Below are 25431 nucleotides of genomic sequence, written 5' to 3'. Positions count from 1 at the left end.
CATAACGATGAGGAGAGGAGCAATTCTTGTCATGGATTTCATCGGAGCTTATTCTTTTCCTAATCTAAAATTTATTATGCATGGCTTCCTAGTTACGTTAGAGGTCGCACTTATTTCTATTCTATTAAGCTTCGTACTTGGAGTCGTGTTAGGTACTTTAAGATATACTCGAATGCCTATCGTCGCTCGATTAACAGCTATTTTCTCAGACATCATTCGTAATCTTCCACTTCTACTCATTATATTTTTTATTCAACTGGTATTACCCCAGCTAGGCGTCCGTATGTCTCCCTTCTGGTCAACTGTCGCTGCGTTAGCGTTATTCGAAGGTGCCATGATCTCAGAAATTGTGCGGAGTGGATTGAATTCTATTGATAAGGGACAGATTGAAGCGGCTCGTTCCTCAGGACTTAGTTACATGCAGACTTTCTGGAATATCATACTCCCACAAGCCTTACGTCGGATGTCCCCACCCATGGTCAGTCAATTCATTTCACTACTTAAGGACACCTCTCTCGCTATCATCATTTCACTACCGGAGATTATGCATAATGTACAGATTCTTAGCGGACAGAACTTCAATTATGTTATTCCAGCTCTACTGCTCGCAGCTGTATTATATTTCATTGTCAATTACACACTGTCGATTATCGCTCGACGTCTGGAATCAAAAACTTATTAATGATCACACCAAAGAATACTCCCATTCGGATTCTAACCCTAATTGAGAGCCCATGCAGGATAGACCCTCCTCCTTACGACGGCCTTTCAGGGTCTAGGGATGGCCAATCTTCATAGGCTCCTCACGATGTTCTATCCACTTTCAATATACTAAAAAGGTTGATATTTGTCCTGCCACGCGCTAACATGGGGTCATTATCCCATGTGAAAGTTCAGGTGTATTCCATATGATTAAGAATGATAAAATCAAGGCAGCCGAGGTTCAACTAACAGGAGTGAATGGTGAAGATTTAGGGGTCATTGCTACCGCCGACGCTCTAGCCTTGGCTAAGAAACTCAAGGTAGATCTAGTCTGTACCTCTCTTTTAAGCAGTCCACCACCCTGTAAATTGATTCGAGCAGGTGCGGCCAAACAAGAAATACAACAATCTCAGCAAGCAACACGTAAACAGGGGCAAAGTATTAAGGTAAAAGAGCTCCGTCTGACTCCTCAGATCGAAGACCATGATTACGAGACGAAGAAAAACCAAGCAGAGCGAATGCTTAAAGCAGGAAATGCTGTTATGCTTGTTGTACGTATCAAAGGCAAGGAAGGCATTAAAGCCAAAGAATTACTAGAGAACCTAACCAAAGAACTAGCATCTCTGGGTACGAAACAATCCGGAATACAACTTAGTGGTAAACAAGCTATGGTTCAGGTTAATCCGAACTAGATTTGAAGAGAAAAGGCGAGGTTCATAATATGTCCAAGAAAATTTTATTCACAGGCGGTGGATCTGCCGGTCACGTCACCGTTAATATGGCTCTTATTCCTAAGTTTACAGAACTCGGCTGGAACATTGCCTATATGGGTTCCAAAAAAGGAATTGAAGCAGAGCTCATTCAACCTTTCGACAATGTTGAGTACTATGGCATTTCGACTGGCAAACTTCGTAGATATCTAAATATTGAGAACTTCAAGGATCCCTTTCGAATCATTAAGGGTGTATTTGAAGCTTACTCACTCATCAGAAAAATAAAACCCGATGTTGTCTTCTCTAAAGGAGGCTTTGTCTCCGTACCCGTTGTGATTGGTGCAAAATTAAATCATGTCCCTATCGTTATACACGAATCGGATATTACGCCAGGGCTTGCAAATCGAATTGCTCTTCCGCTAGCCACCAAAGTATGCGTAACTTTCCCTGAGACGTTAAATGAGTTAAAGAGTGATAAAGCTATCTATGTAGGATCTATTATCCGTGATGACTTACGAAGTGGCGACACTGCTAAAGGTCTCTCTTTTCTAACATTCACTTCTTCTAAACCGGTCATGCTTATTATGGGTGGAAGCTTAGGTTCGAAGCGAATTAATGGAATTGTACGAGGTAACTTAGATCACTTACTCACGCAATTCCAAATCGTTCATATTTGTGGAAAAAACCAAATTGATCCTTCGATTGAACGTGAGGGATACCAACAATATGAATACCTTCATGATGAATTGACAGATGTCATAGCTGCTGCACATATCGTTGTCACTAGAGCTGGCTCTAATTCTATTTTCGAATTTCTCGCCCTCCACAAACCGATGCTATTAATTCCACTCTCTAGAGCAGCGAGTCGAGGCGATCAAATATTGAATGCCCATTCTTTTAGAAAGGCGGGCTATGCTGAAGTGTTAGAAGAGGAAACATTAACCGACGAATCCTTCATCGACGCGGTCGAACTACTGACTTCTAGAAGAGATGAGATTGCGCAGAACATGGCTAACTATAATGGGGAAAATACCATAAATCAGGTCATGGAAATGATTCAAAATACAGCAACGAGTAAAACGAGAAAGTCATGAGTTAAGAGCTCATATTTTCTGATTATTTCATAATATAAGAGCAAGGGGACCTCAATCACATCATAAGATGGAGGCTTCCTTGCTCTTATTTGATCTTAGGGGATCTCAAAAGCGTACTCCCTGCATCAATAATTAGCATGTTATTCATGGGTTTCCATGTTGGCCCATGTTCATTATCACATACCAGCTCCAAGCGAAGCTGTTCCATCTTCCTTTTAGGTCGCTAATAATTTGGTGAATTATAGTTTTTTGATGTATTGTTCTAATTGAGGAAGTATCACCATGTCGATAGTAAATGGGTGGGTGTAATAATATGAAGAAACTCTCAACTACTTTATTTGCACTATGTATATTTATTGTTGGGTGCACAAGCAATATAACAATGGAGAATGCAGTTACAATCGCAAAACAAAATTTTTCTGAAAATAGTGCTTACTTAAGTAGTCATTTTACAGTTCAGACAAATGAGGTTTATGCTGTAACTGAAAAGGGCGAACATATACCTTCCTACAAGGTCATATTTTTAGATGAGGATGTTGTCCCGATTGCTCAATACTCTATTTCTAGAAAAGACGGGGAGATTATACAGCATATAACAAGATAATGACGGACCCTGTTTGGTATTATCCACCTTTAAGTAGACACTCAAAAAACAGCGCTTAACGCTCCGATGACATAAGGTGATCGCTTCCCTGAATACTCTCGGAAAACGCTCACCTTATGTCATTGGATATTCAAACAAGACAATATGATTCAATGCAATCAGTGCTTGACGTATTTAGGCTTCATCCTAACGGACACAGAAGCTCTTATTTACCCATAATGGGTCCCAATCACCTAGAATGATGTGAAATAAGGTCTTTGGTGTCCGTAGAGATCCAGAATCAGGGTAATTACAGCAAATAAGGTCTCTGGTGTCCGTTCAATCGATGTCATGCACTGATTTTGGTTTTGATCCCAAAATAGACTTGCCTTTGTCCTATTCTCACAACCTCTGCTCACGGATGTAAGGCACGCCGAGCGACTGGGGTTGATTGGATAGTTGGTGACGACTACGCCAGCCGAAGAACATGAGCACGATAATGGTGAGCACATACGGAATCATTTTCAGAAAATAGGATGGAATTTCACTTCCAATAATCTGTAACCGAAATCCAATAGCATCCATTGCACCAAACATGTATGCACATATAAGCGCCCGCCCTGGACTCCACCTAGCAAAAATAATGAGTGCAATGGCAATCCAGCCTCTTCCTGCAGTCATATTCTCAATCCAACTTGGCGAGTATGCCAGTAGAAGGTACGCTCCTGCAAGACCCATCAAAGCGGAACCTGCAACGACATGCGCATATCTAATCATATAAACCCGCAAACCCATCGCGTCCGCCGTAGCTGGGCTATCTCCAACAGAGCGTAGGTGAAGCCCCCAAGAAGTCTTGTTCATATAGAAATGAAGCATAATAACGAGCAAGAAGCTGAACCAGATGAGTATGTCTAAATGTGCAAATAGATTTCCTAGGATAGGTACGCCATCAAGCCATGGCAGATTCACCTTAGGAACAGATCCTGGAATGGGTGTTCCTGCGGCGGGTTTACCGAGATACGCACTCAGGCCTGTGCCGAACAACGTAATTCCGAGCCCACTAACGTTCTGATTCGCTTTTAGCGTAATACTAAGAAACGAATGTAATAACCCTAATAAACATCCACTGCCGATCGCGGCTAGTACCGCTAGAATAAAGCTTCCAGAATGAATATATGTCAAACACGCCGATACCGCTCCCATCAGCATGATTCCTTCTGTTCCTAGATTAACCACGCCTGATCGTTCACACAGAATACCGCCCAACGCAGCAAATAGTAACGGTGTACCCGCTGATATCGCAACGACAAGCAGGTTCATTATAAAATCCATGTTCCACCGCCTCTCTCCTGTCCTACTTTCTAGTATATTTATGCATTCGCGACCTTGGGTTGATGTCGAATGATTCTAAACCTACCCGCCATATCTCCACCGATCAGAAAAAATAGCATCGCTCCTTGAAGCATTAGTGACATGGATGACGGTAGCCCAATTGTCTGCACGCTATACCCGCCTACAATCAATCCACCGAACATTACGGAGGAAACAATCATTCCCCATGGGTTAAGCTTAGCTATCCAAGCTACGATGATTGCGGTATATCCATACCCTGGTGAAATACCATACATCAATCGATGGGTTACACCACTTACCTCACTAGCCCCAGCTAGACCCGCTAGACCGCCACTAATCATCATGACTACTAGAATTTGTTTATTAATATTCATGCCTGCATATGAAGCGGCATTCGGATTAGAGCCGATGATTCTCATCTCGTATCCCCACCGGGTATGATTCATAAAGAATGAGAACAATACGACCGCAATAAGGGCAAATAGAATTCCGATATGAACTCTGGTTCCAAATAAGGTGATTAGTTGCTGATTTAATTCAAATTCTTTACTCCCCGGGAAGTTAAATCCCTTCGGATCTCTCCAAGGTCCATACACTAAATAATCTAAGAACAGTAGTGCAATATAGTTCAGCATCAGTGAAGATATTAATTCATTTACTCCGAAGTAGGCTTTAGGAATAGCTGTTAATAGCCCCCACGCAGCTCCTCCCAAGATCCCCCCTAACACCATGAACGGAATATACAGTGCACCTGAAAGATCCGGGAATAGAATGGTCACTGAAGCGGCCCCAATCGCTCCCATAATGAATTGCCCCTCCGCCCCAATGTTCCAAAGTGACATACGGTAGGCTGCAGCTACACCAAGACCACAGAGCAACAGTGGAATAGCTTTCACTATCGTTTCACTAAATCCATAGGTGGAGCCAAAGGCACCTGTGAACATTTTGGCATATACGGTAAACGGGTTCATTCCGCCAAATGACATCAGCACAGCACAGAATAACAAAGCCATGACAATTGAAATGATCGTGACCCACCACTTGCTTGAAGTTCTCGTAGAATCATATTGCAGTCGAAATGGAAATCGTGATGAACCGATGACTAATTCGTCTTTATTCGACATGAGCTTAGGGTCTGGTTGCTTGGAATTCATACCGCTTCCTCCCTCTCTTTCGTCATGCCTGCCATATACAACCCAAGGGTCTCTTTATTAGCCTCCTCACGCGTTACTTCTCCATTTACCGTTCCATCATACAAAACAACAATTCGGTCACACATCTCTAGTAATTCATCCAAATCCTCAGAGATCAGTAAGATACCACTCCCTCGGTTTCTTAAATTCAAGAGCAGATCACATACAGATTCAGAGGCAGCTATATCGAGTCCTTGTGTAGGATGTACAGCGATCATTAACTGCGGGTTCTGCTCGACTTCTCTTGCAAACAGTAGCTTTTGTTGATTACCACCTGACAACTGCCGAACGGGTGTATGCAATGCAGGTGTAACGACATCGAATTGTTCGATCATATCTCGGCTCCACTGCTCATTATGTTTCTTCCTTAAAAAACCGAATATGGAACGTTCACGTTGGCGATAGGACTTTAAAAGTAGATTATCTACAGCCCCCAAGCTTCCAGCCAATCCACTTTTCATTCGATTCTCTGGGATATGGGCAATTCCACCCTCAATTAAGTGCCTTACAGAGGACTTCTGAATCTGCCGTCCATCATATTCGACGGTCCCCCCACTCTTAGCACGAGTTCCTGTCAGCACTTCAGCAAGCTCCTTCTGACCATTACCAGCAACACCCGCTATGCCCACGATTTCTCCCCGAAACACATCCAAACTCACATCTTTCAATGCCTGTCGCCCATCATCGCCCTTCGCATTCAGATGATGTACAGACAGAATAATCTCACCACAACTCTGACTCTCCCTCTGCTCTGGCACTTTCATTTCTCGACCTACCATCAGCATCGCTAAATGATGTTCATGGGTACGTTGCTTCGGCATACTAGCAATCATTTTCCCCTTACGCATCACTGAGATATGATCAGATACTGCCATAACTTCCTTCAACTTATGAGTTGTAATAATCATGCTCTTACCGCTCTGCTTCAATCGTTCCATCGTCAGAAAAAGTTGCTCTACCTCACCCGGAGTTAACACAGACGTCGGTTCATCCAAAATGATAATATCTGCCCCTCGGTAGAGTGTCTTCACAATCTCTACACGCTGCTGCTCACCAACAGACAACTGCCATATTGGCGTGTCTACAGGAAATCCTAGCCCATAATGCTGTGCGAGCTCTCCAACCTCTTCTTTCTTACGCTTGTGCCATGACCTGCCACGCCACACGCTGCTCTTCTCACCAAGTACGATATTCTCCATAGCTGTAAGAGTCGGTACTAAACGAAAGTTCTGATGTACCGTACCAATTCCAAGATCCATTGCCATCTTCGGTGATGAGATCTCTACTACTTGCCCATGAATACGAATACTGCCCTGATCAGCACGATACATACCACTAAGCATGCTCATCATTGTACTTTTACCTGCGCCATTCTCCCCTAGAAGCGCATGAATCTCTCCTACACCCACCAAGAAATCTACAGCATCATTGGCAACTACAGTACCGAACTTCTTGGTAATTTGTTTCATTTCAACAGACCATTCTGTCATCTCCCCACATCCTTCTAATCGAATGAGTATGTTTAGGTCCAAAAACCAGCATGGACTGCCACGGTTTCTTGCTCTAATTCAGGAAAAGGACCAATCACTTTAATATTCTTCCGACCTCTCGCAAAGACTTCTGTACAAGGTAGGTTTAGTGTTAAATTCTGTTCGTCGTCTCCTGTCAATTCTGCTAATCTTTTCTCCGTAATGCCATAGACCACTCTACCGACATTGCCCCAATAGATGGAACCTGCACACATTGCACACGGTTCCGCCGTTGTATATAATGTACATCCCCATAAATATAGCTTATCGTAGCTTTTGGAGGCAGCTTCCATTAGCATTGCCTCCGCATGTCCTGTGCACTTGGATTCCGTAATTTCAACATTTCTTTGTTCTAGCAAAATCTGACCCTCCGGACTCACCAACACGGCACCAAAAGGGGTGTTTCCATGTTCTCTTGCGTCTTTAGATACTTCAATACATCTCTTTAAATACAAGATGTGATCTTGGTAACCCATACACACTCACTCCCTACCCAATCATATATAGCAGGATCATCCCCTTAGACATGCATGGGAATGATCCGCTTCAAGACTCCAATCTGTTTCATACTTAAATGTTATAGTTATTGAGGAATGGTTCCTTCCACACCTTTAACAAACCAATTGTTACTAAGAATGTCGGCGTCGGATAGCGTCTGTCCTTCTTCCACCTTTAACGTACCTGTGCTGTCATAGATCGGACCAGAGAACACGTGTAGCTCACCACTCAGGATTTTAGCCTTAGCATCTTCTACAAGTTTCTTCACATCCTCCGGAACATTCTTACCCAGGGGTGCTAATCCGACCATGTCATCCTTCATGTCACCCATATACTGTTCATTCGTCCATGTTCCATCCATCACATCTTGCACGACTTTTGTATAATACGGGCCCCAATTCCAGATTGGATTCGTCAAATAAGTCTCTGGTGCAAACCGATTCATATCCGAGTCATTTCCCCCAGCAAAAGCTCCTCTTTCAGCAGCGGCTTGGATCGTCGCCGGAGAGTCTTGATAAGCTAGCAATATGTCTGCTCCTTTATCAAGTAAGCTAATCGCTGCTTGACGTTCCGTTGCTGGATCGAACCATGTGTTGCTCCATACCACTTGTACCTTAGCGTCCTTATTTACACTTTGAACACCTAATTCAAAGGCATTAATGTTATAAATAACTTCCGGAATCGGAAAGGCTCCAACGTAACCTATCGTATTATTTTTAGTCATTTTACCTGCCGCAATCCCAGATAAGTAACTCACTTCGTAATTACGTCCAAAGTAAGTCCCCATATTCTCGGCGGTCTTATAACCGGCTGTGTGCATAAATATAACCTTTGGAAATTTCTTAGCAACGTTCAATGTGTAATCCATATATCCAAAGCTAGTCGTAAATATAATGTCATGACTCTGTGCCAGTTCCGTAATCACACGCTCTGCATCAGCACTTTCCGGCACATTCTCCACGAAGTCAGCTTTAACTCCAAGCTTCTCCTCCATATACTGACGTCCTTTATCATGTTCGTACGTCCAGCCCCCATCACCCGGCTGTCCAATATAGACAAATGCAACACGCGGTAATTCCTTCTCTTTACTCTCTTCCACTACCTGCGTAGATGTGTTCACGGGTTCCGTCGGTTCAGATTTAGGTGTCTGTGCTGCTTCCTGAGAACATCCTATCAATACCGTAAATAGCACCAACATTAGTACCAAAGTTACACTCTTCGGGCTACATTTCCTCATCCATCTCATTCACAGTCCCCCTAATGATAAATATTCTGCTTCTACATTCCGCAAACGATTGATGTTAAGTTTCCTTACCAACAATATACGATCAGGAATATTTTGGGTCAATTCGTATCCATCTTATTTGTAAATATATACAGTATTTACGATATTATTAGACTTCACGCACTACCCGTCACTTTATTATGTTAGTAAACATTACAAGGATATAAATATGATGCTGTCGTCTTCTCATCTAGCATGCAACAGCAAAAAGCCTACTCCGTGGTTAACCATGAAGTAGACTTTTTAAATTAAATTCGTATTTAAATGGACTATACCGTTACTGCTTATGAACGGCAGTTGTCATTCTATCCGAGACATTCGAAATACTAACGTCAGGATCAATAGACTTTACAATTCCTCTGAATTGAGCTAACTCAAAAATATGAACCTTGTACACCAGAGATGTGGGTAGTCCAGAAACATCATAAATGATTGTATTTCCAACCTTTACTTGTTCGTGGTGCTCCGTATGATCATCTTCTCCCATGTTTTCCAGACGAAGCCGCATGCTTAACGCTTCTGCAATTTCCTCATGCCGATGGCTAACCACGTACGTCATCCGGTGCAAAGAGAATCCCCCAAGCGTGATATGCACCATCTCAAATGCGAGTAAATAAGCTATAATCGAGTACATGGCTTGATCCCAACCGAAAATAATGCCGGCAGCTGTCAGTATCACACAATTGATCACCATAATGAGATTATCTAGCGACAGCGGGATTCTTACTCTCGCTAAAGTGCGATCAGCCATTTCAAGTGTGTCCAGCATACCCCCAAATCGAACAACGATACCGATACCTAGTCCCAACGATATTCCTCCACAGATCGCAGCAGATACTGGATGTTCAATAAGGGCAGGAATGGGATGCAGAAAGATCGCCGTAAATGAGAACACCCCGAGTCCAAGGACCGCCAATAGTATAAATTCCCTCCGAAGATGTCTATAGGCCATTAGCATAAAAGGGACATTGAAGAGGAATAGAAACAAACCTAACCTCATCTCCGTAACATGTGCAAACAATGCTGAAATCCCAGTCATGCCGCCCACAATGATCTGATTGGGAATTAAAAACAATTCAAGTCCTACAGAGGCTAATATACTTCCCACAATAATGAACAATACTTTGATAGACCATTTTTTGATGGAGCCCTCTTTAACAGAACGATGAGAAGATTCTAACGATGTGTGTAGTGTTTTCACTAGTAAATCCTCCTCTTCCGCCATAGGCAATATCCTATTCAACGGATATCTCTAGAGTAGCAATTTAACCTGTGAACCCCAACAGGAGTTTATGTCCCATTATTCTCTGGAATAATTGGCTTGACCTTACGCTCTTTCCCTCTTTTGGAATCCTTAAATTTGAATATTTTATCCATAAAATTGTAGATATGCTTGGATTCTTTAGAGAGTAGCGGACCCAGAATCGCCATAATAAGCACATACAAAGCAGTGAAGCTTTGTAATACAGGCATAAGCCCTCCAGCCTTACCTAAGTTAGCCATAATAATGGAAAATTCTCCACGGCCCATGATCGTAAATCCAATATTAAAAGATGCTTTAGTAGATAACCCCGCACTTCTTCCAGCCAGAATAGCCGCTACAAGGTTACCAAAGATCGTCAAGGCCACTGCGGCAAGAGATAACCAAACGGCACCAAACATCGCCATCGGATCAATAGATAGACCGAAGCTGAAGAAAAAGATAGCTCCAAAAAAGTCTCTAAAAGGCATAATCATATGCTCAATACGTTTCGCATGTTCAGTATCCGCTAACACAAGTCCAAAAAGTAAAGCTCCGATTGCTTCAGCAACGTGAATGGTCTCAGAAAAACCTGCCACTAGAAACAATGCACCAAAAATAACAAGAATAAATAACTCATTCGATCGAATGTTGAGTAGCTTATTTAATAGAGGAACAGCTTTGCGTCCAATAATAATCATGGCGAGCATGAATCCTAACGCGATTGAAGCGGTGAGCAATACACCCCAGACACTTGAGGAGTCACTAAGTACGATACCAGAGAGGATAGATAAGTAGACGGCCAAGAATACATCTTCAAACATGGTAATTCCAAGCACCATTTCTGTCTCCGTATTAGCAGTACGTTTCAAATCAACGAGGACTTTAGCTACGATTGCACTAGAGGATATGGTGGTGATTCCTGCAATGACTAGAATCTCTGCGATAGGGAATCCAGCGAGCCATCCCAGCATAAGACCTAAGAAAAAGTTAATACCAATATATATAGACCCACCCATAACGATATTCTTACCTGACTTAATCAGTCTACCGATGGAGAATTCAATTCCTAAATAGAACAATAGAAACAATACACCTATTCGACCCAGAAAATCGATGAATGGAGCACTTTCAATGAACCGGAAATCGAAATGCCAAAAACTCATCGCATGCGGGCCTACAGCCATCCCAATAAGGATATAGAAGGGTATTACTGAAAATCGTATCTTATTAGCCAAAAGACCGGCTGCCGCTATTAGGGCGATAGCCAAGCCCACTTCAAAAACTAAATGGTCCATCTATTTAACCACTTCCATTCAGTAAGATTTGTTTGAATGATTTCTGCTGTTCGCGTTCGCCAACAACAACCAATGTGGATTCCGAAGGAATGACGAAATCTGGACCTGGATTAACGTGCTTCTTATGATTCTCAACAACGGCAATAATCATTGCTCCTGAGTTCTGTCTTACATTCAGTTCACCAATCGATTTACCGATGGCAGCGTAGCTATTGTCAAGTTTGTACCATTCAATAATCAACTCATCAAATGCCATATCCACTTTTTCAAGTGCTTTGGGAACATACGTCATTCCACCCACAATCGCTGCAATGATACGTGCTTCATCATCATCCATAGTAATCATGGAGATACTTTCGTCAGGATCATCATACTCGAAATGGTACATTTCACGTCTACCATCGTCATGGATAATAATGATTAGCTTATCTCCACCACGGGTCGTAACCTGAAATTTCTTTCCGATTCCTGGTAGATCTGTTTCTCTTACATTCATTATTAAAATACCTCCAATTATTCTGCTTATATATTTAAATAGACTCAAATACATCGTCCGAAATGAACGGTGTTGATCTCTATTTTTCAACGGAATTAGGACATAGTTCTATCTTTTACGATTTCGTACAATAATAAGCAGATATTTTAGGGTCAACGAATAAACAAGGGGAATTTCTTAACTCACAAAAGTGGAGGTGAATCGAATAGGATCTAAAAATAATTTGCGTAATAACACCCGTATACTGGATTTAAATGGCGTGTGGCGGTTCGGAAGGCATAGCAAAGCTATTAACGAGACTAAAAAAAGTATAGGCAATAATCTAGTGATCATCTTCAGCTTGAGGAGAAGCGGTGAAGGCTTACGAACAGCTGCTGTTGGCACATTGGATTCACTTGTAATCTCTTCAGGGATCGACTCGCTCGTATACTCAGTATGAGAAGACACTGGAAAAGAAAAGGCCATCACAAAAACCATACCCATAAATATAAATAGTCTAAGCAATCTATGGATTTGTTTCATAGCTTTTCCCCCTTTGCTTCATACTGTCACTAAAATGATAACACATAACCGGGTGTACCTCAAACCATAACACCCTTAAAATTACAGAAAGGGTCGGTCATTAAAGTCATATCCTCCACTTACCTTAAACGAATTGGGTACAGCGAAACCATAGAAATAGTAACCATGATATATTCGTTTTCATTTCGTTCTTGACACACTGTTGTCAACAAGGATGGTTTAAGATTGCTTCAAATAAAGTTTCATCATCATAAAGTCTAATTCCATCTGCTGAAATCCGTAGGAAGGCTACCGTCTGCCGATGAACAGAACGGCTAAGCGTTTTTTGGGTTTCCTCCGCTTGATGCTCGTAACTCGCGATAACCTCCCCTACACTGTCCAATCTCCCAAAAATTGCAGCAACTGACCTGAGCGTAGAACGCCAGTCTTCTCTTCTAGAAGGAAGCTTGAATAACGGAGCGATCTTGGATCGCTATCTTTGGAAATCATATTTTTGAAAATAAATCCTATTATTCGCAACTTTAGGAAGTATGTATCGTTATAACAATATAGCGCATTATTGTGGTATTTATTAACAATACACTCGGAGGGATTTAAAAAGTGAAAACCAAGGCTTTAGTTACTTTAGTTATTTTCTTCATGTCTAATCTCCTATTGACTAGTTTAACAAGTGCAGCAACACAGAAAACACCAGATATATATATTAATAATGTAGCTGTAGAAGAAACTTCATCGCCGTTCATTGTCAAGGGAGTAACATACGTACCCATAAAGGTAATTGAACATTTGGAAGGTTTGAAGATACTAAGTTGGGATAATAAATCGAAAACCTTAAAGATATCAGATCAAGAAAACAACATCGTTACACTTCAAAATAACAATAAAACAGCATTGAAAAATGATATTCTATTGAAAATAGAAAATACGGATGAAAACCAATTTGGCGGGAATCTACGTATCTACTTTCCTGAAGGAAAATCCAATGAGTTTTTCATGATTGCGGATGGCATCGTAAACCATTATAAATTGAAGGGAAATGCTGTTTGGATAACTTGGACAGGGACTTTGAAAGAAAGTTCTAAAAACCCCTTTTTATTAATTCCAACTAATACTGTGCTTGCTGAGAGAGGTAATAATCCTAATTTAAAACAAAATTGGGTTTATTATAACATTAGTACACATGCAGGGCTTGCGGAATATGGAACAATTAATTCGCAGGGAAAAATACAATCATTAGGGACTAAGGATATGAATAATTTGGAGGATATATTTTTAGTTGAAGATGACAAATAATTAGCATATTTCTGTATGTAATCTTAGGAAACAATCATTCGTATACGGTCTAAAGCTAGTGATTTATTTTATGATTTACTGGTTATACGACTGAAACTATATCCATTTTTTACGTCTTTAATATATAGATACTTAAAGGAGGATAATTAAAATGAAAAAAAAGCTCGTAATTTCACTTTTTGCAGTCGTTTTTTTGCTAAGTGCAGTCGTAGGTTTAGCCTTTGCGAAGGGAACAATTAAGATCGTAGTAAATGGTCAAGCAGTCTCTCCAGATGTAGCACCACGAATGATTGATAATCGAGTAATGGTACCTATAAGTTATGTCTCAAAAGCGTTAGGTGCAAATGTGAGTTGGGATCAAAAAAATCAGACAGTTACAATTAAAGATAGAAATGTATCTTCTCAAGAAGATATATGGAAAGAAGAACTCAATATAGGTAGCAGCAGTTGGGCCGGTGTTAGAAATCTCATTGCGATCCATATAGCTGGTTTTGATAATCGTGATGATGAGTTAATCAAGTCCGTTGTCGTGGAAGGATTTGATTTGATACCGATCGGTGGCATGTATCCAGCAATACTTGATTATGAGATTGTAGATGCTCAACGCACAAAAAACGGACTCAAGGTGAGAGTAAAAGTCATAACTTACGAAGATAAATTATTTGGAGAGATTTGGGATTATGAAATCGCTCAAGGCAAAATAAAAACATGGAAACGAGTACAATACTTTGATGTAAATAGTTATACTGTATTCCCTGGACTTTCATACAAAAACGAATAGTAAGTTGAAACAAACAAAAAAGCCCCGTCATCGTTCAGACAGAGGCTTTTTTGTTATACCTACTAGATATAGTAACCTTAGATGATGGACTCTTTCACATTATTGCAACGATTTAGCCAGTCCACCTACATCAAGCCCGTCGATTGCAAAAGCTCTACGTATTAATTCTGTAGGTGCAAACTCATCATACTTCCCTAAATAGGGCGCTTCATCTGGAGCTAATAGTGAAATAGGATCTCCACAGTTCGAGCACTCTGCTAGAATCTGTCCCAAAAGGTTCTCGGCGCTCGTTCTACCGGACACAACCATATAGTATGGCTCCATCGGTGTTACAGAGCGTAAAGCCAATTTATCCATCAAGTTGTTCTTAATAAGCCGTTCCAACGTACGGAATTGCTTACTCCCGATCCATGGCATCACAAATACAGAATCTCCCCCAGCAGGGATGACTATACTTTTCAGCATTCCACTCTCACGTGCAAGCCGGCGTGCCCGCTCCAGACGATTGACCGCATTCGGTGCTAGATAAGAATAGATGACGTCATCCGCTAAAATATCACGCATCTTGTGTACCACACGGGTATGCACATCACCTCCGGCCCCCAGCCAGAGTGTGTCCACTTTGCCGCGTGCCGATTTAACGTAAACTGCTTTATGTTTCGTGTCTACTTCCTCCACCTTCCACAGCTTCCCAGCCAACGAGAAGCAATAACCTGGAGGCGGAACCGTCGTAATGGAGCCGATCTCCTCTGTTCCATTGTAGACTACATGCTCTTCATCATCTTTAAACACAGCATAGAAGCGGAAATTGTTCACGATTCGTTCGCCCATAAGTCCGATAATAAGCGAACCTTCCTCTGTCCGCTGAATATGATCGGTTTGCAGTAAATAATTCAGGAATGTTTTGTAATCGCTAGGCTCTATCTGCTTAAAAGAAGGTAACGTTAACACGGCTCTAGCAAGGTCAGCAGGCGTTGCTTCCCCTAAGCTTTTGAGCGCGCTCATCGTCTGATGGTACAGCAAACCGATCGGCATCTGACGTGTTGTCAACGACTCTACCCACTTTTCCCGCACATATAGCTCAATGACCGCAATGGCTCGAAGCAGTGTCCATGGCATGCGAGCAGGAAGCTGAGCCTCCTCATCTTCTTCTTCCGGGCACACGAATAACATTTCAGATGGAGCATCTCCTCGGCGACCTGAACGACCCAACCGTTGTACGAAGCTAGAACTGCTATACGGCGCGCCTAATTGCACGACACGTTCCAGTTCGCCAAGGTCTATCCCTAGTTCAAGTGTGAGCGTAGCCGCAGCCACAGCAGGCCCATGCCCTGTCCGTAGTGCTGCTTCTGCCTCTTCACGAAGCATGGCTGAGATGCTGCCATGATGCACATAGAATACGTCAGGCTCATGACGTTTAGCAGCAATGCGGCGTAACTCCAGCGTCATTAATTCCGCGTCAGAGCGACTATTGGTGAAGACCAAGGCTTTTTTACGATGCGTATGGTCATAAATATAATCGTGATAGGCCTGTTTAGCCATCTCAAGCATTTGTGCCTGTTCCTCAGTACGGGCATCGGGGAATGAGAAGTGTTCCACACTTAGCTTCAATTTGCGTCCACCTTGTGGGGCAACCACTTCAACAGACCTCGAAGTCCCTGCACCTAGCCAATCTGTCGCAGCATCATAGTCGCTAAGCGTTGCAGACAGACCTATTCTTCGCGGCGTACAGTAAGCCATACGTTCTATTCTAGCCAGCTGGCACAGCACCTGAATCCCACGGTCTGATCCCATAAAGGCATGAACCTCATCAATAATGATGTAACGAAGGTCGTTAAATAACGCCGGAATAGCATTAGGCCGATTCATGAGTAGTCCTTCAAGCGACTCAGGCGTAATTTGCAGTACACCTGATGGTTTACGCATCAATTTTGTCTTTTCTGCTTGCGATACATCCCCATGCCAATGCCATACAGGAATTCTCGCCTCTCGGAGCAGATCATTCAGGCGCTCGAATTGATCATTAATCAGCGCTTTCAACGGACTAATATATAGGATCCCTACAGAACTCGATGGCCGATCATGAAGTTCTGTCAAAGCTGGAAAGAAAACGGCCTCCGTCTTACCCGTTGCTGTCCCTGATGCAATGAGTAAGTGATTCGGTGTATCGAATAGAACACGACAAGCTTCAACTTGAGCCTCGCGCAGCTCGTCCCACCTTTTGTTATAGATATATTCTTGAATAAAGGGTGCTAATCTATAAAAGGGGTTGTCACTCATAGCTCAAACTCCGCAAGAAAATCGTTCACTTCATCAGGATCTTCAGTTGCTGACGGAATGGTTCTCTCTCCAATGAGATCTTCGAACGACTTCTCAGGATTCTGATATAACGTATTCAGTAAGTCCATGAAATCTCTTACGACTTCACGCGTGGTAAGCAGTTCATCTGCCCCCATTCTACCGACAGCAAGCTCCATAAATTGGACGAGCTGATTATCCGTTATCTGAATCTCATATCCATATTGCATGGCATGAATGCTTCTCAACTTCTGTAACAGAATTAATATTTCCTCATGTGATAACATATCCAATCGAATCATCGGTCCTGTGTAATTCTTCAAGCCCTCCGCACCATAACGCCCCTCCACCAGTCGTGAACGAAGAGCATCATAGCTATACAGTCCTCGTCGTGTGTCCTCTACAAATTGGGGTGTTCCACCCATGAAGATCCCCAGATGTTCTGCCTTTCCTTGCATCGTATCATTGAACATCATTAACAACTTCTCATAGTTACTCTGACGAGAGATACTATTCGTAATTTTATAAAGGTTCACGCCTTCATCAATAAAAAGAAGCAACCCTTTATAGCCAATATGGGCTATGAATTCGGACCATAACTTCATATAATCATACCAATTGTCATCATTAATGATGACGCCGACACCCATTTCCTTCTTCGCTTCTGTCTTCGTAGCAAATTCCCCTCGAAGCCAGCGTAGAGCCGCTTGTTTGCCCTCATCATCGGCTAATTTATAACTATTCCAATACATGGCCAGCACCTTAGCGAAATCAAAGCCGTGTACTAGATTATGCATTTTCCCTGTAATCGCATATATTCTCTGCTCCACTTCAAGAATCAAGGCAGCATCATCAGGACGGAGATTCAACTCCTTCATTACATCTTGCTGAATGGAAGAAATCCATTTCTGCAAAATAACTTCAAGCGCTCCCCCATCTGGTCTAGTCCGTGTAGATAGATGCGTAATCAGCTCACGATACGTCGCCAGCCCTTGCCCTTTGGTACCTACCAATCTACGCTCAGGTGATAGATCCGCATCTGCGACAACAAACTCACGATCCATCGCATAATTACGAATCATTTGTAATAGAAAGCTTTTACCGCTACCATAACGACCCGTAATTAGCTTAAATGTAGCTCCACCTTCAGCGACATTATCCATATCACGTAGTATCGCCTCGACCTCATATTTACGCCCAACGGCAATATGCTCCAATCCAATTCTAGGAACTACACCAGCGGTTAGTGAATTGACGAGTGCTGTTGTCATTCTTCTTGGAATTTTGACTTCATTCATGGCGTTCACCTCTTGTTAAGTTTGCAAATAGTGGCACATACTCTTCCATTATGACATCTCCATCGATTACAAGATCGCCTAGTATATCCATCGCCACTTCATTAATACCATCAAGTAATAGCTCTGGCATCGTCCCAACATCTTGGGCAATACGTTGTAACTCTGAATACCCCAGCCCTTGCTTCAGCGTATAAAGAGCCTCTAAGTAACTAGGACTTAGTGCTTGTACCCACTCTCGCCATTCATCAGGAAGTCCCGTAGTATTCCATGAAATAGATGATGTAGACACCATAGGCTCGCACTCGACCAGAACATCCAATGTATTATTTTTATCTATATTTTTATCATCGATAGACTGTAATTGTAGTTTACCTGCATCTGAATCTTCCCTTTTGTGGGATTTCTTTGACTCCATAGGTTCTATATGTCTTTCATCTGCACTAGTATCGTCTACATTTACATCATCTAAATCTACGGTAAGAATGTCCCGCACAAATTCTGAATCCTGCTGCAATTTAGCTAACTTCTCTACATCAATAACAACAGCAGGTCCCTTCTGCTCTCTAGCCGGTAATCCATTCAACTCACGATCTAAGTAACGTGACACCAATCGCTCAAGCTCAGGCTCGAGCTCAATTCCACGGAGCTTACCTTTAAAATGACGTATTTCTCGGAGCTTATTCTCGATCGTTCTAACCAATTGGGTCATAAATTCACGAAGAGGTATGTGCTCGCTAATGCGAGTTACATGAACGGTGACCGTACTCCCGTATAGTGAATCATCATACATAGCACTCTGGAATACGAATCTCTCTTTATCCAAAGGTAGCCCCGGATAGAATATGTTAATCAGTCGCATATTTTGCTGTTTAAATAAATAAGAATCCACTAAAGCTAACACTTTAGGTGCATATTCTTGGATGAGTACACGCCCACCCTCATTATAAAACTTACTTTTGCTTATATCATAATCTGACAGCTTCAGCATCAGAGGAAATGGAACATCTAGTGGATCGGCGTTAAATCTTCGTGACATCTCGATTTCTAATAAATCGCCAGACAATTGCTGTAGTACTTCATCAAAAATATCTAATGAAACATCCAGTTGGTGAAGCAGTGCGTAATCTGCAATCCAATCTATCAAATAACCATTCAATTTCAGATGGCGATCACGGTAAGCTACCCATACAGCAACCATCAAATGGTATCCGTCGACAGCGTTAGTCCATCCCACACCGTTAATTAACTCATAGACATATAGGAAAATATAAGAAAGATCGGTGTCTGGATATTCACCACGTCTTACGGCCCCTCTCCAGTAGAAATACCACTTGGACTGTACGGTTGTCATGCTGTCATAGGTGGGCCAATAATTCATATAGGGTATGAATACTGCATAGTCCTCTGTACGGTCTACCAGTTCCTTCGCTCTGCTCGTGAACCGGTGTTCCGTTACTGTTCCTAACTTAATCCTATTCGGATCAGATTGAAATAAGGATGCAATGTCTGATGTTGCAGTCATTTGCACGGGTGGTACCCGTAGCGGTAAGGATGGCATTGGTGTATACCCTGCTTCTCTACGCGGAATCGGCGATCCCTTCTGGTCCTTTACCATGCCTACATCCACTTCGGTCATGTGTAACGATGGGGAGGGGAGGGGCGTCGGTGTACTTTGCATCCTTTGGTAAGCCTTCGGTAGCTCTTTTCTTGGATGCTTAGGATTATAGATCGCATATTGCTGCAAGGTATAATCACTAATCTTTAGAAGATTCATATGCACGGTTGAAACCTTCGGCTGTGTCACATATCCCTCTTCAGAATAAACCGCCAACTTGATACGAGACTTGATACGTTTCAGTTGTTTGTATACCTGAGTTGTTGTGCTTTTCGTTAGATCGTCCGGTTCAAGCATGATCATGATATCAAAAGGTATCATCTGCACCATCTCTTGCTTGACCACATGAGGTGCTGCGATTACAATGCTACTCGTTATGTTCTCCAGTCTAACTTCCTGCTTCTGGGTTCCAACAAGCCATAGCGCATCCATGTCATCCCAACTCAACAACTTCAGCTTGTCTAATATGTTCTTTTTCCCTATAACTAACATCTTTACTTCTGGGTAGTTTAGCGCCGTATGTTCCATGAACATTCGGAGTTCCGTTGCATGATGGAGAGCCCCACCTTTTACACCGCCGTTCAAGCCCCATTTTGCCAGGAATTCCAAATGATCGTACACCGGATGTTCGCCACCATAGGGCCATATTAGATTGGGAAATTGAATCCGACTCCAAGCCCCTTGTAGACGCTCGCTTCCTCGGTAAATAATCTCTAAAGGAGTCAATTTGTATGGCTTGTCCATCAGTGCGCCATGAATCGTACGTCCCATCAGGCCCACACCTAATTCCCTAAGCTTTTGAACGGGCATATCTCTATCCCCCACTTTAACGCTATCGACACCTGGTCTAATCTCTCGTGATATATTGGCAGCTTGAAATCTCTGATCTCCAACAGTTAATACTGGAATAGCATAGGCTGTACCCACACCGTTACTCATCTCTGTGTACCCTTCGAGAATCAACTCTGAATTCCCATCCATAGGATCACCATCTAGCTTCGGTTCCTTATCTTCATTCATACAAGGCCCCCCGTTACTAACCCGTCTATATATAACAAAGAAACCTGACAATCATTAACCTGCAATGACACGATGTTAGGTTTCTCCATAATCATTTTGTGCAAAATTGACATTCGTCTGCCCCTTAATTCCGAAATATACTGTGATCATTATTATATCACTCTTTATGATCGAATTGACGTAAATATCTTAAAGCCCATAACCCAAGAATACCCGCTAAATACTATTATAATCTATCCTATGCAGTTTACATATCTGACTCCTATTGAACGGTAAGAAAAAAACCTGCGTTACTCCGCAGGCTTCTCCACTAATGTATATTTTTGTCCATTTACTTCGATTGTACTATCCACCGGAATTTCTTGGGTCAATTTCTTCAACGTTAACGTAACTGAACTCTTGTAATCCTCTAACTTTAGAGTAGGTGACGCTTCTTCTTTAACCTTATCCTCTTCCGTACCTGTAACAGGCTCATCGGTCTTCTCAGAAGCTTCGGAACCCTTAATAACTTCAGACTCCTTATCTTCTGAAGAAGGGTCAGCCTGATCTGCATCAAGCTCTTTACTCGTATCCGATTCCTGTGTATCCCCGTCCTTGGCATCACCCGTGGCAGTATCCGTCGAGTCTGTTGGTACCGTGATATCAGCAGAAGTAGCATCCGCTCCATCCTTGCTCTCTCCGGTAGGTGCCTCTGTTACAGCTTCACATGTCACTTCAGGCTCCAGATTAGAATAGGTCTGCGATTCCGACCCATCTGCAGATTCAATAGTCACCTTATCCCCTTTAAACACCTGACAAGTTCCAGCCTCTTTAAAAAGGAAAACAAGCTTCGTCTCGCCCTTCTTATCCGCAGTGGCTTGGACTTGTTCAGCATAGACTGCCACGTCTGGACCACTTGACACGGGTATATCAGATTCTACTGGTTTAACGGGCTGAATCTCGACAACTGGAAGCTCCTTCTTATCAAATACACCCGCAGCTTTCAGAGCAAACAGCCCCCCGACCACGACAATCAGGAGCACACCAATGACAGTCGATAAGAGAAACAATTGTCTTTTATTACGATGTATGAACCTAGCCATCGGGGAGGATAACTCCACTTTCGCTTTGGCATAGACCGATTTCAGTGCAGGGCTCGGCGAGCTAAAGTAATGCTTCACGAGGTCACGTTTCTTGAATGCATCTCGGTCATTCTTTTTGAAGTAAGTTACAATCGCCGAAGCATAGGCAGGAGTCAGCCTACGGTCTTGCGTAAACAACGGCTGATTAGCGGACCACTTCATGAACTCGTACACCATCTCTTTGTCCCTACCGTGCTTAAGTATAAAATTCAACAATCCGGAGTAATTAATTCCTGACCTGCCTCCTTGATAGAAGGCTAACGTTATCCGCTCAAACTCCGCTGTGTTCACATCATCTTGCAGCCACCGACATCCTAGCTCCTGCACACGATCCATTTCCATCGGCGTAAGTCCGTTAAATACTCGCTCGTCCGGATGACTCTCACCGAACCATGCATAGGCTGCCAGCATAACCGCGGCGTTCGATTGCACACGTTGTTCGAACTTTGCAGCCCAAGCCTTAACCTCTGTTCGCTCCTTCAAGAAATGAATGCTCAAGAGCTGCTCCTTAGTGATCTTATCCAGACTCATCTCCGTTAATAGGAATAAGTTCGCTACATAAGCAAGCTGATCTAACAAGTTGAAATCAGGAATAGATTCTGACTCCGTCCACTCTCTCTCCACCTTCTGCTGTTGATCTAGTAGCGCATTAACAGCAGATACCGGTTGAGGATCACGACGGAGCTTGTCCTGTATTTGAGTCTTAGCCATATCTATAAAATTAGCGTTACTTAGCACGACTGGATGCGCATTACCCCATATTCCTACTAGCCTCATCACATCTTTAGGTTTAGGTGCTGCCGTAAACTTCTGCAGAATGTAAGGTTCAAATAACTGCTTGGATAGCCCTCCCGTAAATACCATATCGAAAAATGTCTTACTTAATGGAGGATGACTCTCAATCAGGGCATAGAAGGATGTCGCCACATCCTTGCGCTTTTGAGATATAGCATTGTTAATAGCAACAATGAGATAACGCACAATTTTGCCTTCGTTATTTCTACCACTAATCGGGTAATAATCTTTGAAAGCTTCCACAATCGAAATATCCGGCACATGCCCCTGTTTAATCAGATCAAATTCACGATCAAATGCAGCGAGATAAATATCGTTTAACCGCATTTTGACAGAGAGTGCTCCCGGAGGAGATATGTATTCCAGAAGACCCCGCAAAATGGCACCTTTGCTCTCGTCGAAGAGGGCTTCATTCCCTTCCTCAATCTGAAAAAAGAGCGCTAATTCTTGATAGCTAGTTATAGCCGTTCTGCGCATCAAGTCCAGATCGGACAGCATCAGATCAGCGAATTGGTAGAATTGCTCCGCACGATCTGGGCTACTAAGATTACCCCACATAAAGTCTAGGTAAGGTAGTTTACTTATTTCAAGATCTGCATTCGTTACACGCTGTGTGTGTAGATCGAATGTGAAATCTTTATCTGTGTTTCTATCGTTCGATCGTAAACTAGCTCTTTCTACGAACATCAAATGAACACCTTTTTTACTCTGAGGTTCGTTCGCATAAGTCATGAAACCGAGCTGTCTTCTGAATTCATAAGGTAGACTCGCATATAACACTTCAAGCAACTCCACCGCTTTGGTTGAAATCTGCTCCGCAGGCACATCTAAGGCGACATAAACCTTCTTCTTACCTGAAGAGGCAGTCATGACTGCAAACAAAAGCTGCTTGAATATTTTTTCATTAATATTTAGGCTCGTAAGCAGTTCATGCGGGTTAACCCCCCCTTGCTTAGCACGTCCAGCCACTAGTGGCACCTGATCTAACTCAGGAATATCGATCCCCTGCTCAATGTCATAACGATCTGCAAAGTCAGCACGAAGCCACTGGGAGTAGTTATGCACGACTTCCTCCGTACGTTCCTGCGGAATGACATAATTATGTGTGAAAAAGGCGCTACGAAGCCCTGTGAAATCTGTCGCCTGATAAATACTACGCCCAAGGATCGTCTGTCCAGTCTCCGTATGGAATAGATGGATAGCAGCCGGATATAAAGACGCATCCTTCTCACCACGAGCAGATAATGCTGTCGGTGCATCATATAAGCAGAAGGGATGTAGCACCTTTTTGATAAATGGATGGTCCAATCCCTTAGATCTAGCAATCGTATCAAAACCTTCAGCTGAGCGAAAAACACCCCGTCTCTCACGTGTGTACAACTGTTGCTGAATCTTCTGGGGAGTTGAATGGGTCACTATTCCTCTCTCCCCTCAATATATTTCAATTGATACAGTAGCCAAATGAAGGGCTCATCCACCCGAATCGGGCTGGCTACCCCATCTAGCTTCTGATTTACTGGATTACTTCCGAGTGCCGATACAGCGAAATAAGCTGCATTAGAGAAATACACATCCATCGTACCTTTAAATGGACGATCGACCTTCTCAATAAAACGCCGAATTTCTCCATCGATGTTCTCAAATTCCGTGAGATTCAGCCAATTCCGATGCACCATATTATTGAACACATTACTGTTAGATTTAATGTACTCGCCGTCTTCATCCTTCAACGAGTGCAACATATCACTCTTCGTGAGTACAACTGCGGTAGGGATACTCGTCTTGCCCTTCTCCTCATAAGCAATGAAATCCCCAAACATCGTCAGTACCACATCCCGTGGCTCATCATATTGGGATACCCATCCCTCTTCAGAATCACCGAATTTAATACGGATTTTCTCTCGAATAGAGCGAATTTGGAGTGGATCAACCATGAACAATATACCCGCAGAATTCTTAATATGCTGACCATGAAGGCCTAGGTAATCTTGATCAACCATACCTTCCCCAGCAACATCAAAGAATACTAACGTCAGAGGGGGCTTAGATTCATCCTTAAATACAAATTGAAAAATAAAAGGTTCCTGCATCTTCTCTTTTTGCGTTGAAGCTAGTAGATCACCACGTTCAAATAAAGGCTCCTCATATGACGTACGGAACCTACGACTAATCTCAGCATTTAGCGGCATACAGGCCGCATTGAAATGATCAGCGGTTGTATTCTGAAGCGTATGGATTAATGATGTCATATACACCGACTTACCCACTTGAGATGCACCAACGATCGAAATAATATTGCTTGGTACTTTGCCTGCAGTCACAGGTAGCTCATTATGGCAGTTAGGACAAAGTCTTTTTCGTGTAACGATACCATAACGATCATTAAGCGCCACTAGCACATTGTCAGAGTAGATCTGATGTTCTTCTGGAATACTGTTCGGATGAAGGATCGCCTCAATATCATCCACTGTATCAAGTCCGAACCGCTCACGGTACCTGTTCAGAGCGTCGTCCTCGCCTAGTGCATAATCCTCATCATCCTCACGATGATGTGCTGCGCGAAACACGACATTCTCTGGAGAAAACTTCTCGAAACAATACGGGCACACAATATCGTAAAACAGCGGCCGCTCTTCCTGGGGCTTCTTTTTGAACATATCGAAAATACCCATGTGTTGTCCTCCTAAAAGTTTTACGAAGTAAA

General features: G+C 42.7%; 21 protein-coding genes. 6 read left to right on the top strand and 15 right to left on the bottom strand.

Going from position 1 to position 25431, the window contains the following annotated elements:
• The first annotated feature begins 31 nt into the window (after positions 1-31).
• The 4 genes from J2T13_RS17040 (at position 32) to J2T13_RS17025 (ending at position 3113) form a co-directional block, all read left to right on the top strand.
• On the top strand, positions 32-682 hold the full coding sequence (locus J2T13_RS17040) for an amino acid ABC transporter permease (RefSeq protein ID WP_429373388.1): 651 nt from the start codon (positions 32-34) through the stop codon (positions 680-682).
• Between the two features lie 226 nt (positions 683-908).
• Positions 909-1394, top strand: a complete 486-nt coding sequence (infC, locus tag J2T13_RS17035; protein WP_429373386.1) for a translation initiation factor IF-3 — start codon at positions 909-911, stop codon at positions 1392-1394.
• A 29-nt stretch (positions 1395-1423) separates the two neighbouring features.
• The gene (locus J2T13_RS17030) at positions 1424-2509 is read left to right on the top strand and encodes an undecaprenyldiphospho-muramoylpentapeptide beta-N-acetylglucosaminyltransferase (protein WP_429373384.1); all 1086 of its coding nucleotides are present in this window, start codon (positions 1424-1426) and stop codon (positions 2507-2509) included.
• A gap of 313 nt (positions 2510-2822) precedes the next feature.
• The gene (locus J2T13_RS17025; protein ID WP_429373383.1) at positions 2823-3113 is read left to right on the top strand and encodes a hypothetical protein; all 291 of its coding nucleotides are present in this window, start codon (positions 2823-2825) and stop codon (positions 3111-3113) included.
• A gap of 381 nt (positions 3114-3494) precedes the next feature.
• Here J2T13_RS17025 and J2T13_RS17020 read toward each other — a convergent pair whose 3' ends face one another.
• The 10 genes from J2T13_RS17020 to J2T13_RS16975 all read right to left on the bottom strand — a co-directional run bounded on the left by J2T13_RS17020 (position 3495) and on the right by J2T13_RS16975 (position 12888).
• On the bottom strand, positions 3495-4424 hold the full coding sequence (locus tag J2T13_RS17020) for an ABC transporter permease (protein ID WP_429373381.1): 930 nt from the start codon (positions 4422-4424) through the stop codon (positions 3495-3497).
• Positions 4425-4462: 38 nt separating this feature from the next.
• On the bottom strand, positions 4463-5599 hold the full coding sequence (locus J2T13_RS17015) for an ABC transporter permease (protein ID WP_429373379.1): 1137 nt from the start codon (positions 5597-5599) through the stop codon (positions 4463-4465).
• Positions 5596-7128 (bottom strand): ABC transporter ATP-binding protein, encoded by a 1533-nt coding sequence (locus tag J2T13_RS17010; RefSeq protein ID WP_429373377.1) that lies wholly within the window; start codon positions 7126-7128, stop codon positions 5596-5598. The genes J2T13_RS17015 and J2T13_RS17010 overlap by 4 nt, the downstream gene beginning before the upstream one ends.
• Before the next feature lie 32 nt (positions 7129-7160).
• Positions 7161-7643 carry a nucleoside deaminase gene (locus tag J2T13_RS17005; protein ID WP_429373375.1) on the bottom strand — a complete coding sequence of 161 codons (483 nt, stop codon included), beginning with the start codon at positions 7641-7643 and terminating at the stop codon, positions 7161-7163.
• Between the two features lie 107 nt (positions 7644-7750).
• The gene (locus J2T13_RS17000) at positions 7751-8911 is read right to left on the bottom strand and encodes a BMP family ABC transporter substrate-binding protein (RefSeq protein ID WP_429373373.1); all 1161 of its coding nucleotides are present in this window, start codon (positions 8909-8911) and stop codon (positions 7751-7753) included.
• Positions 8912-9227: 316 nt separating this feature from the next.
• Positions 9228-10151: a YitT family protein gene (locus tag J2T13_RS16995; protein WP_429373371.1), complete on the bottom strand. Its 924-nt coding sequence runs from the start codon at positions 10149-10151 to the stop codon at positions 9228-9230.
• A gap of 89 nt (positions 10152-10240) precedes the next feature.
• Entirely contained in the window at positions 10241-11488 is a 1248-nt protein-coding gene (locus J2T13_RS16990) for a cation:proton antiporter (RefSeq protein WP_429373369.1), read from the bottom strand.
• Between the two features lie 4 nt (positions 11489-11492).
• A complete protein-coding gene (locus J2T13_RS16985) occupies positions 11493-11984 on the bottom strand; it encodes a cation:proton antiporter regulatory subunit (RefSeq protein ID WP_429373367.1) in 492 nt (163 codons plus the stop codon).
• A 177-nt stretch (positions 11985-12161) separates the two neighbouring features.
• Complete coding sequence (locus tag J2T13_RS16980; protein ID WP_429373365.1) at positions 12162-12506, bottom strand: hypothetical protein; 345 nt, start codon at positions 12504-12506, stop codon at positions 12162-12164.
• 205 nt (positions 12507-12711) lie between these two features.
• Positions 12712-12888, bottom strand: coding sequence for a hypothetical protein (locus J2T13_RS16975; RefSeq protein ID WP_429373363.1), 177 nt, complete (start codon positions 12886-12888; stop codon positions 12712-12714).
• Between the two features lie 218 nt (positions 12889-13106).
• Here J2T13_RS16975 and J2T13_RS16970 point away from each other — a divergent pair, with 218 nt between their 5' ends.
• A complete protein-coding gene (locus J2T13_RS16970) occupies positions 13107-13799 on the top strand; it encodes a stalk domain-containing protein (protein ID WP_429373362.1) in 693 nt (230 codons plus the stop codon).
• A 151-nt stretch (positions 13800-13950) separates the two neighbouring features.
• On the top strand, positions 13951-14580 hold the full coding sequence (locus J2T13_RS16965; RefSeq protein WP_429373361.1) for a copper amine oxidase N-terminal domain-containing protein: 630 nt from the start codon (positions 13951-13953) through the stop codon (positions 14578-14580).
• A gap of 99 nt (positions 14581-14679) precedes the next feature.
• On the opposite strand, the gene J2T13_RS16960 is transcribed toward J2T13_RS16965, so the two are convergent.
• The 5 genes from J2T13_RS16960 to J2T13_RS16940 all read right to left on the bottom strand — a co-directional run bounded on the left by J2T13_RS16960 (position 14680) and on the right by J2T13_RS16940 (position 25399).
• Positions 14680-16860: a DEAD/DEAH box helicase gene (locus J2T13_RS16960; protein WP_429373359.1), complete on the bottom strand. Its 2181-nt coding sequence runs from the start codon at positions 16858-16860 to the stop codon at positions 14680-14682.
• On the bottom strand, positions 16857-18176 hold the full coding sequence (locus J2T13_RS16955) for an ATP-binding protein (RefSeq protein ID WP_429373357.1): 1320 nt from the start codon (positions 18174-18176) through the stop codon (positions 16857-16859). Before J2T13_RS16955 ends, J2T13_RS16960 begins: the two co-directional genes overlap by 4 nt.
• The gene (locus J2T13_RS16950) at positions 18169-20811 is read right to left on the bottom strand and encodes a TerB N-terminal domain-containing protein (protein WP_429373355.1); all 2643 of its coding nucleotides are present in this window, start codon (positions 20809-20811) and stop codon (positions 18169-18171) included. The genes J2T13_RS16955 and J2T13_RS16950 overlap by 8 nt, the downstream gene beginning before the upstream one ends.
• A 290-nt stretch (positions 20812-21101) precedes the next feature.
• A complete protein-coding gene (locus J2T13_RS16945; RefSeq protein ID WP_429373353.1) occupies positions 21102-24143 on the bottom strand; it encodes a glycosyltransferase in 3042 nt (1013 codons plus the stop codon).
• Complete coding sequence (locus J2T13_RS16940) at positions 24143-25399, bottom strand: TRAFAC clade GTPase domain-containing protein (protein WP_429373351.1); 1257 nt, start codon at positions 25397-25399, stop codon at positions 24143-24145. The genes J2T13_RS16945 and J2T13_RS16940 overlap by 1 nt, the downstream gene beginning before the upstream one ends.
• Between the last annotated feature and the right edge of the window lie 32 nt (positions 25400-25431).

Source organism: Paenibacillus sp. DS2015 (genome assembly GCF_050433705.1).
Classification (GTDB): Bacteria; Bacillota; Bacilli; order Paenibacillales; family Paenibacillaceae; genus Paenibacillus_AQ.
This window is presented reverse-complemented; position numbering and strand designations above follow the sequence as displayed.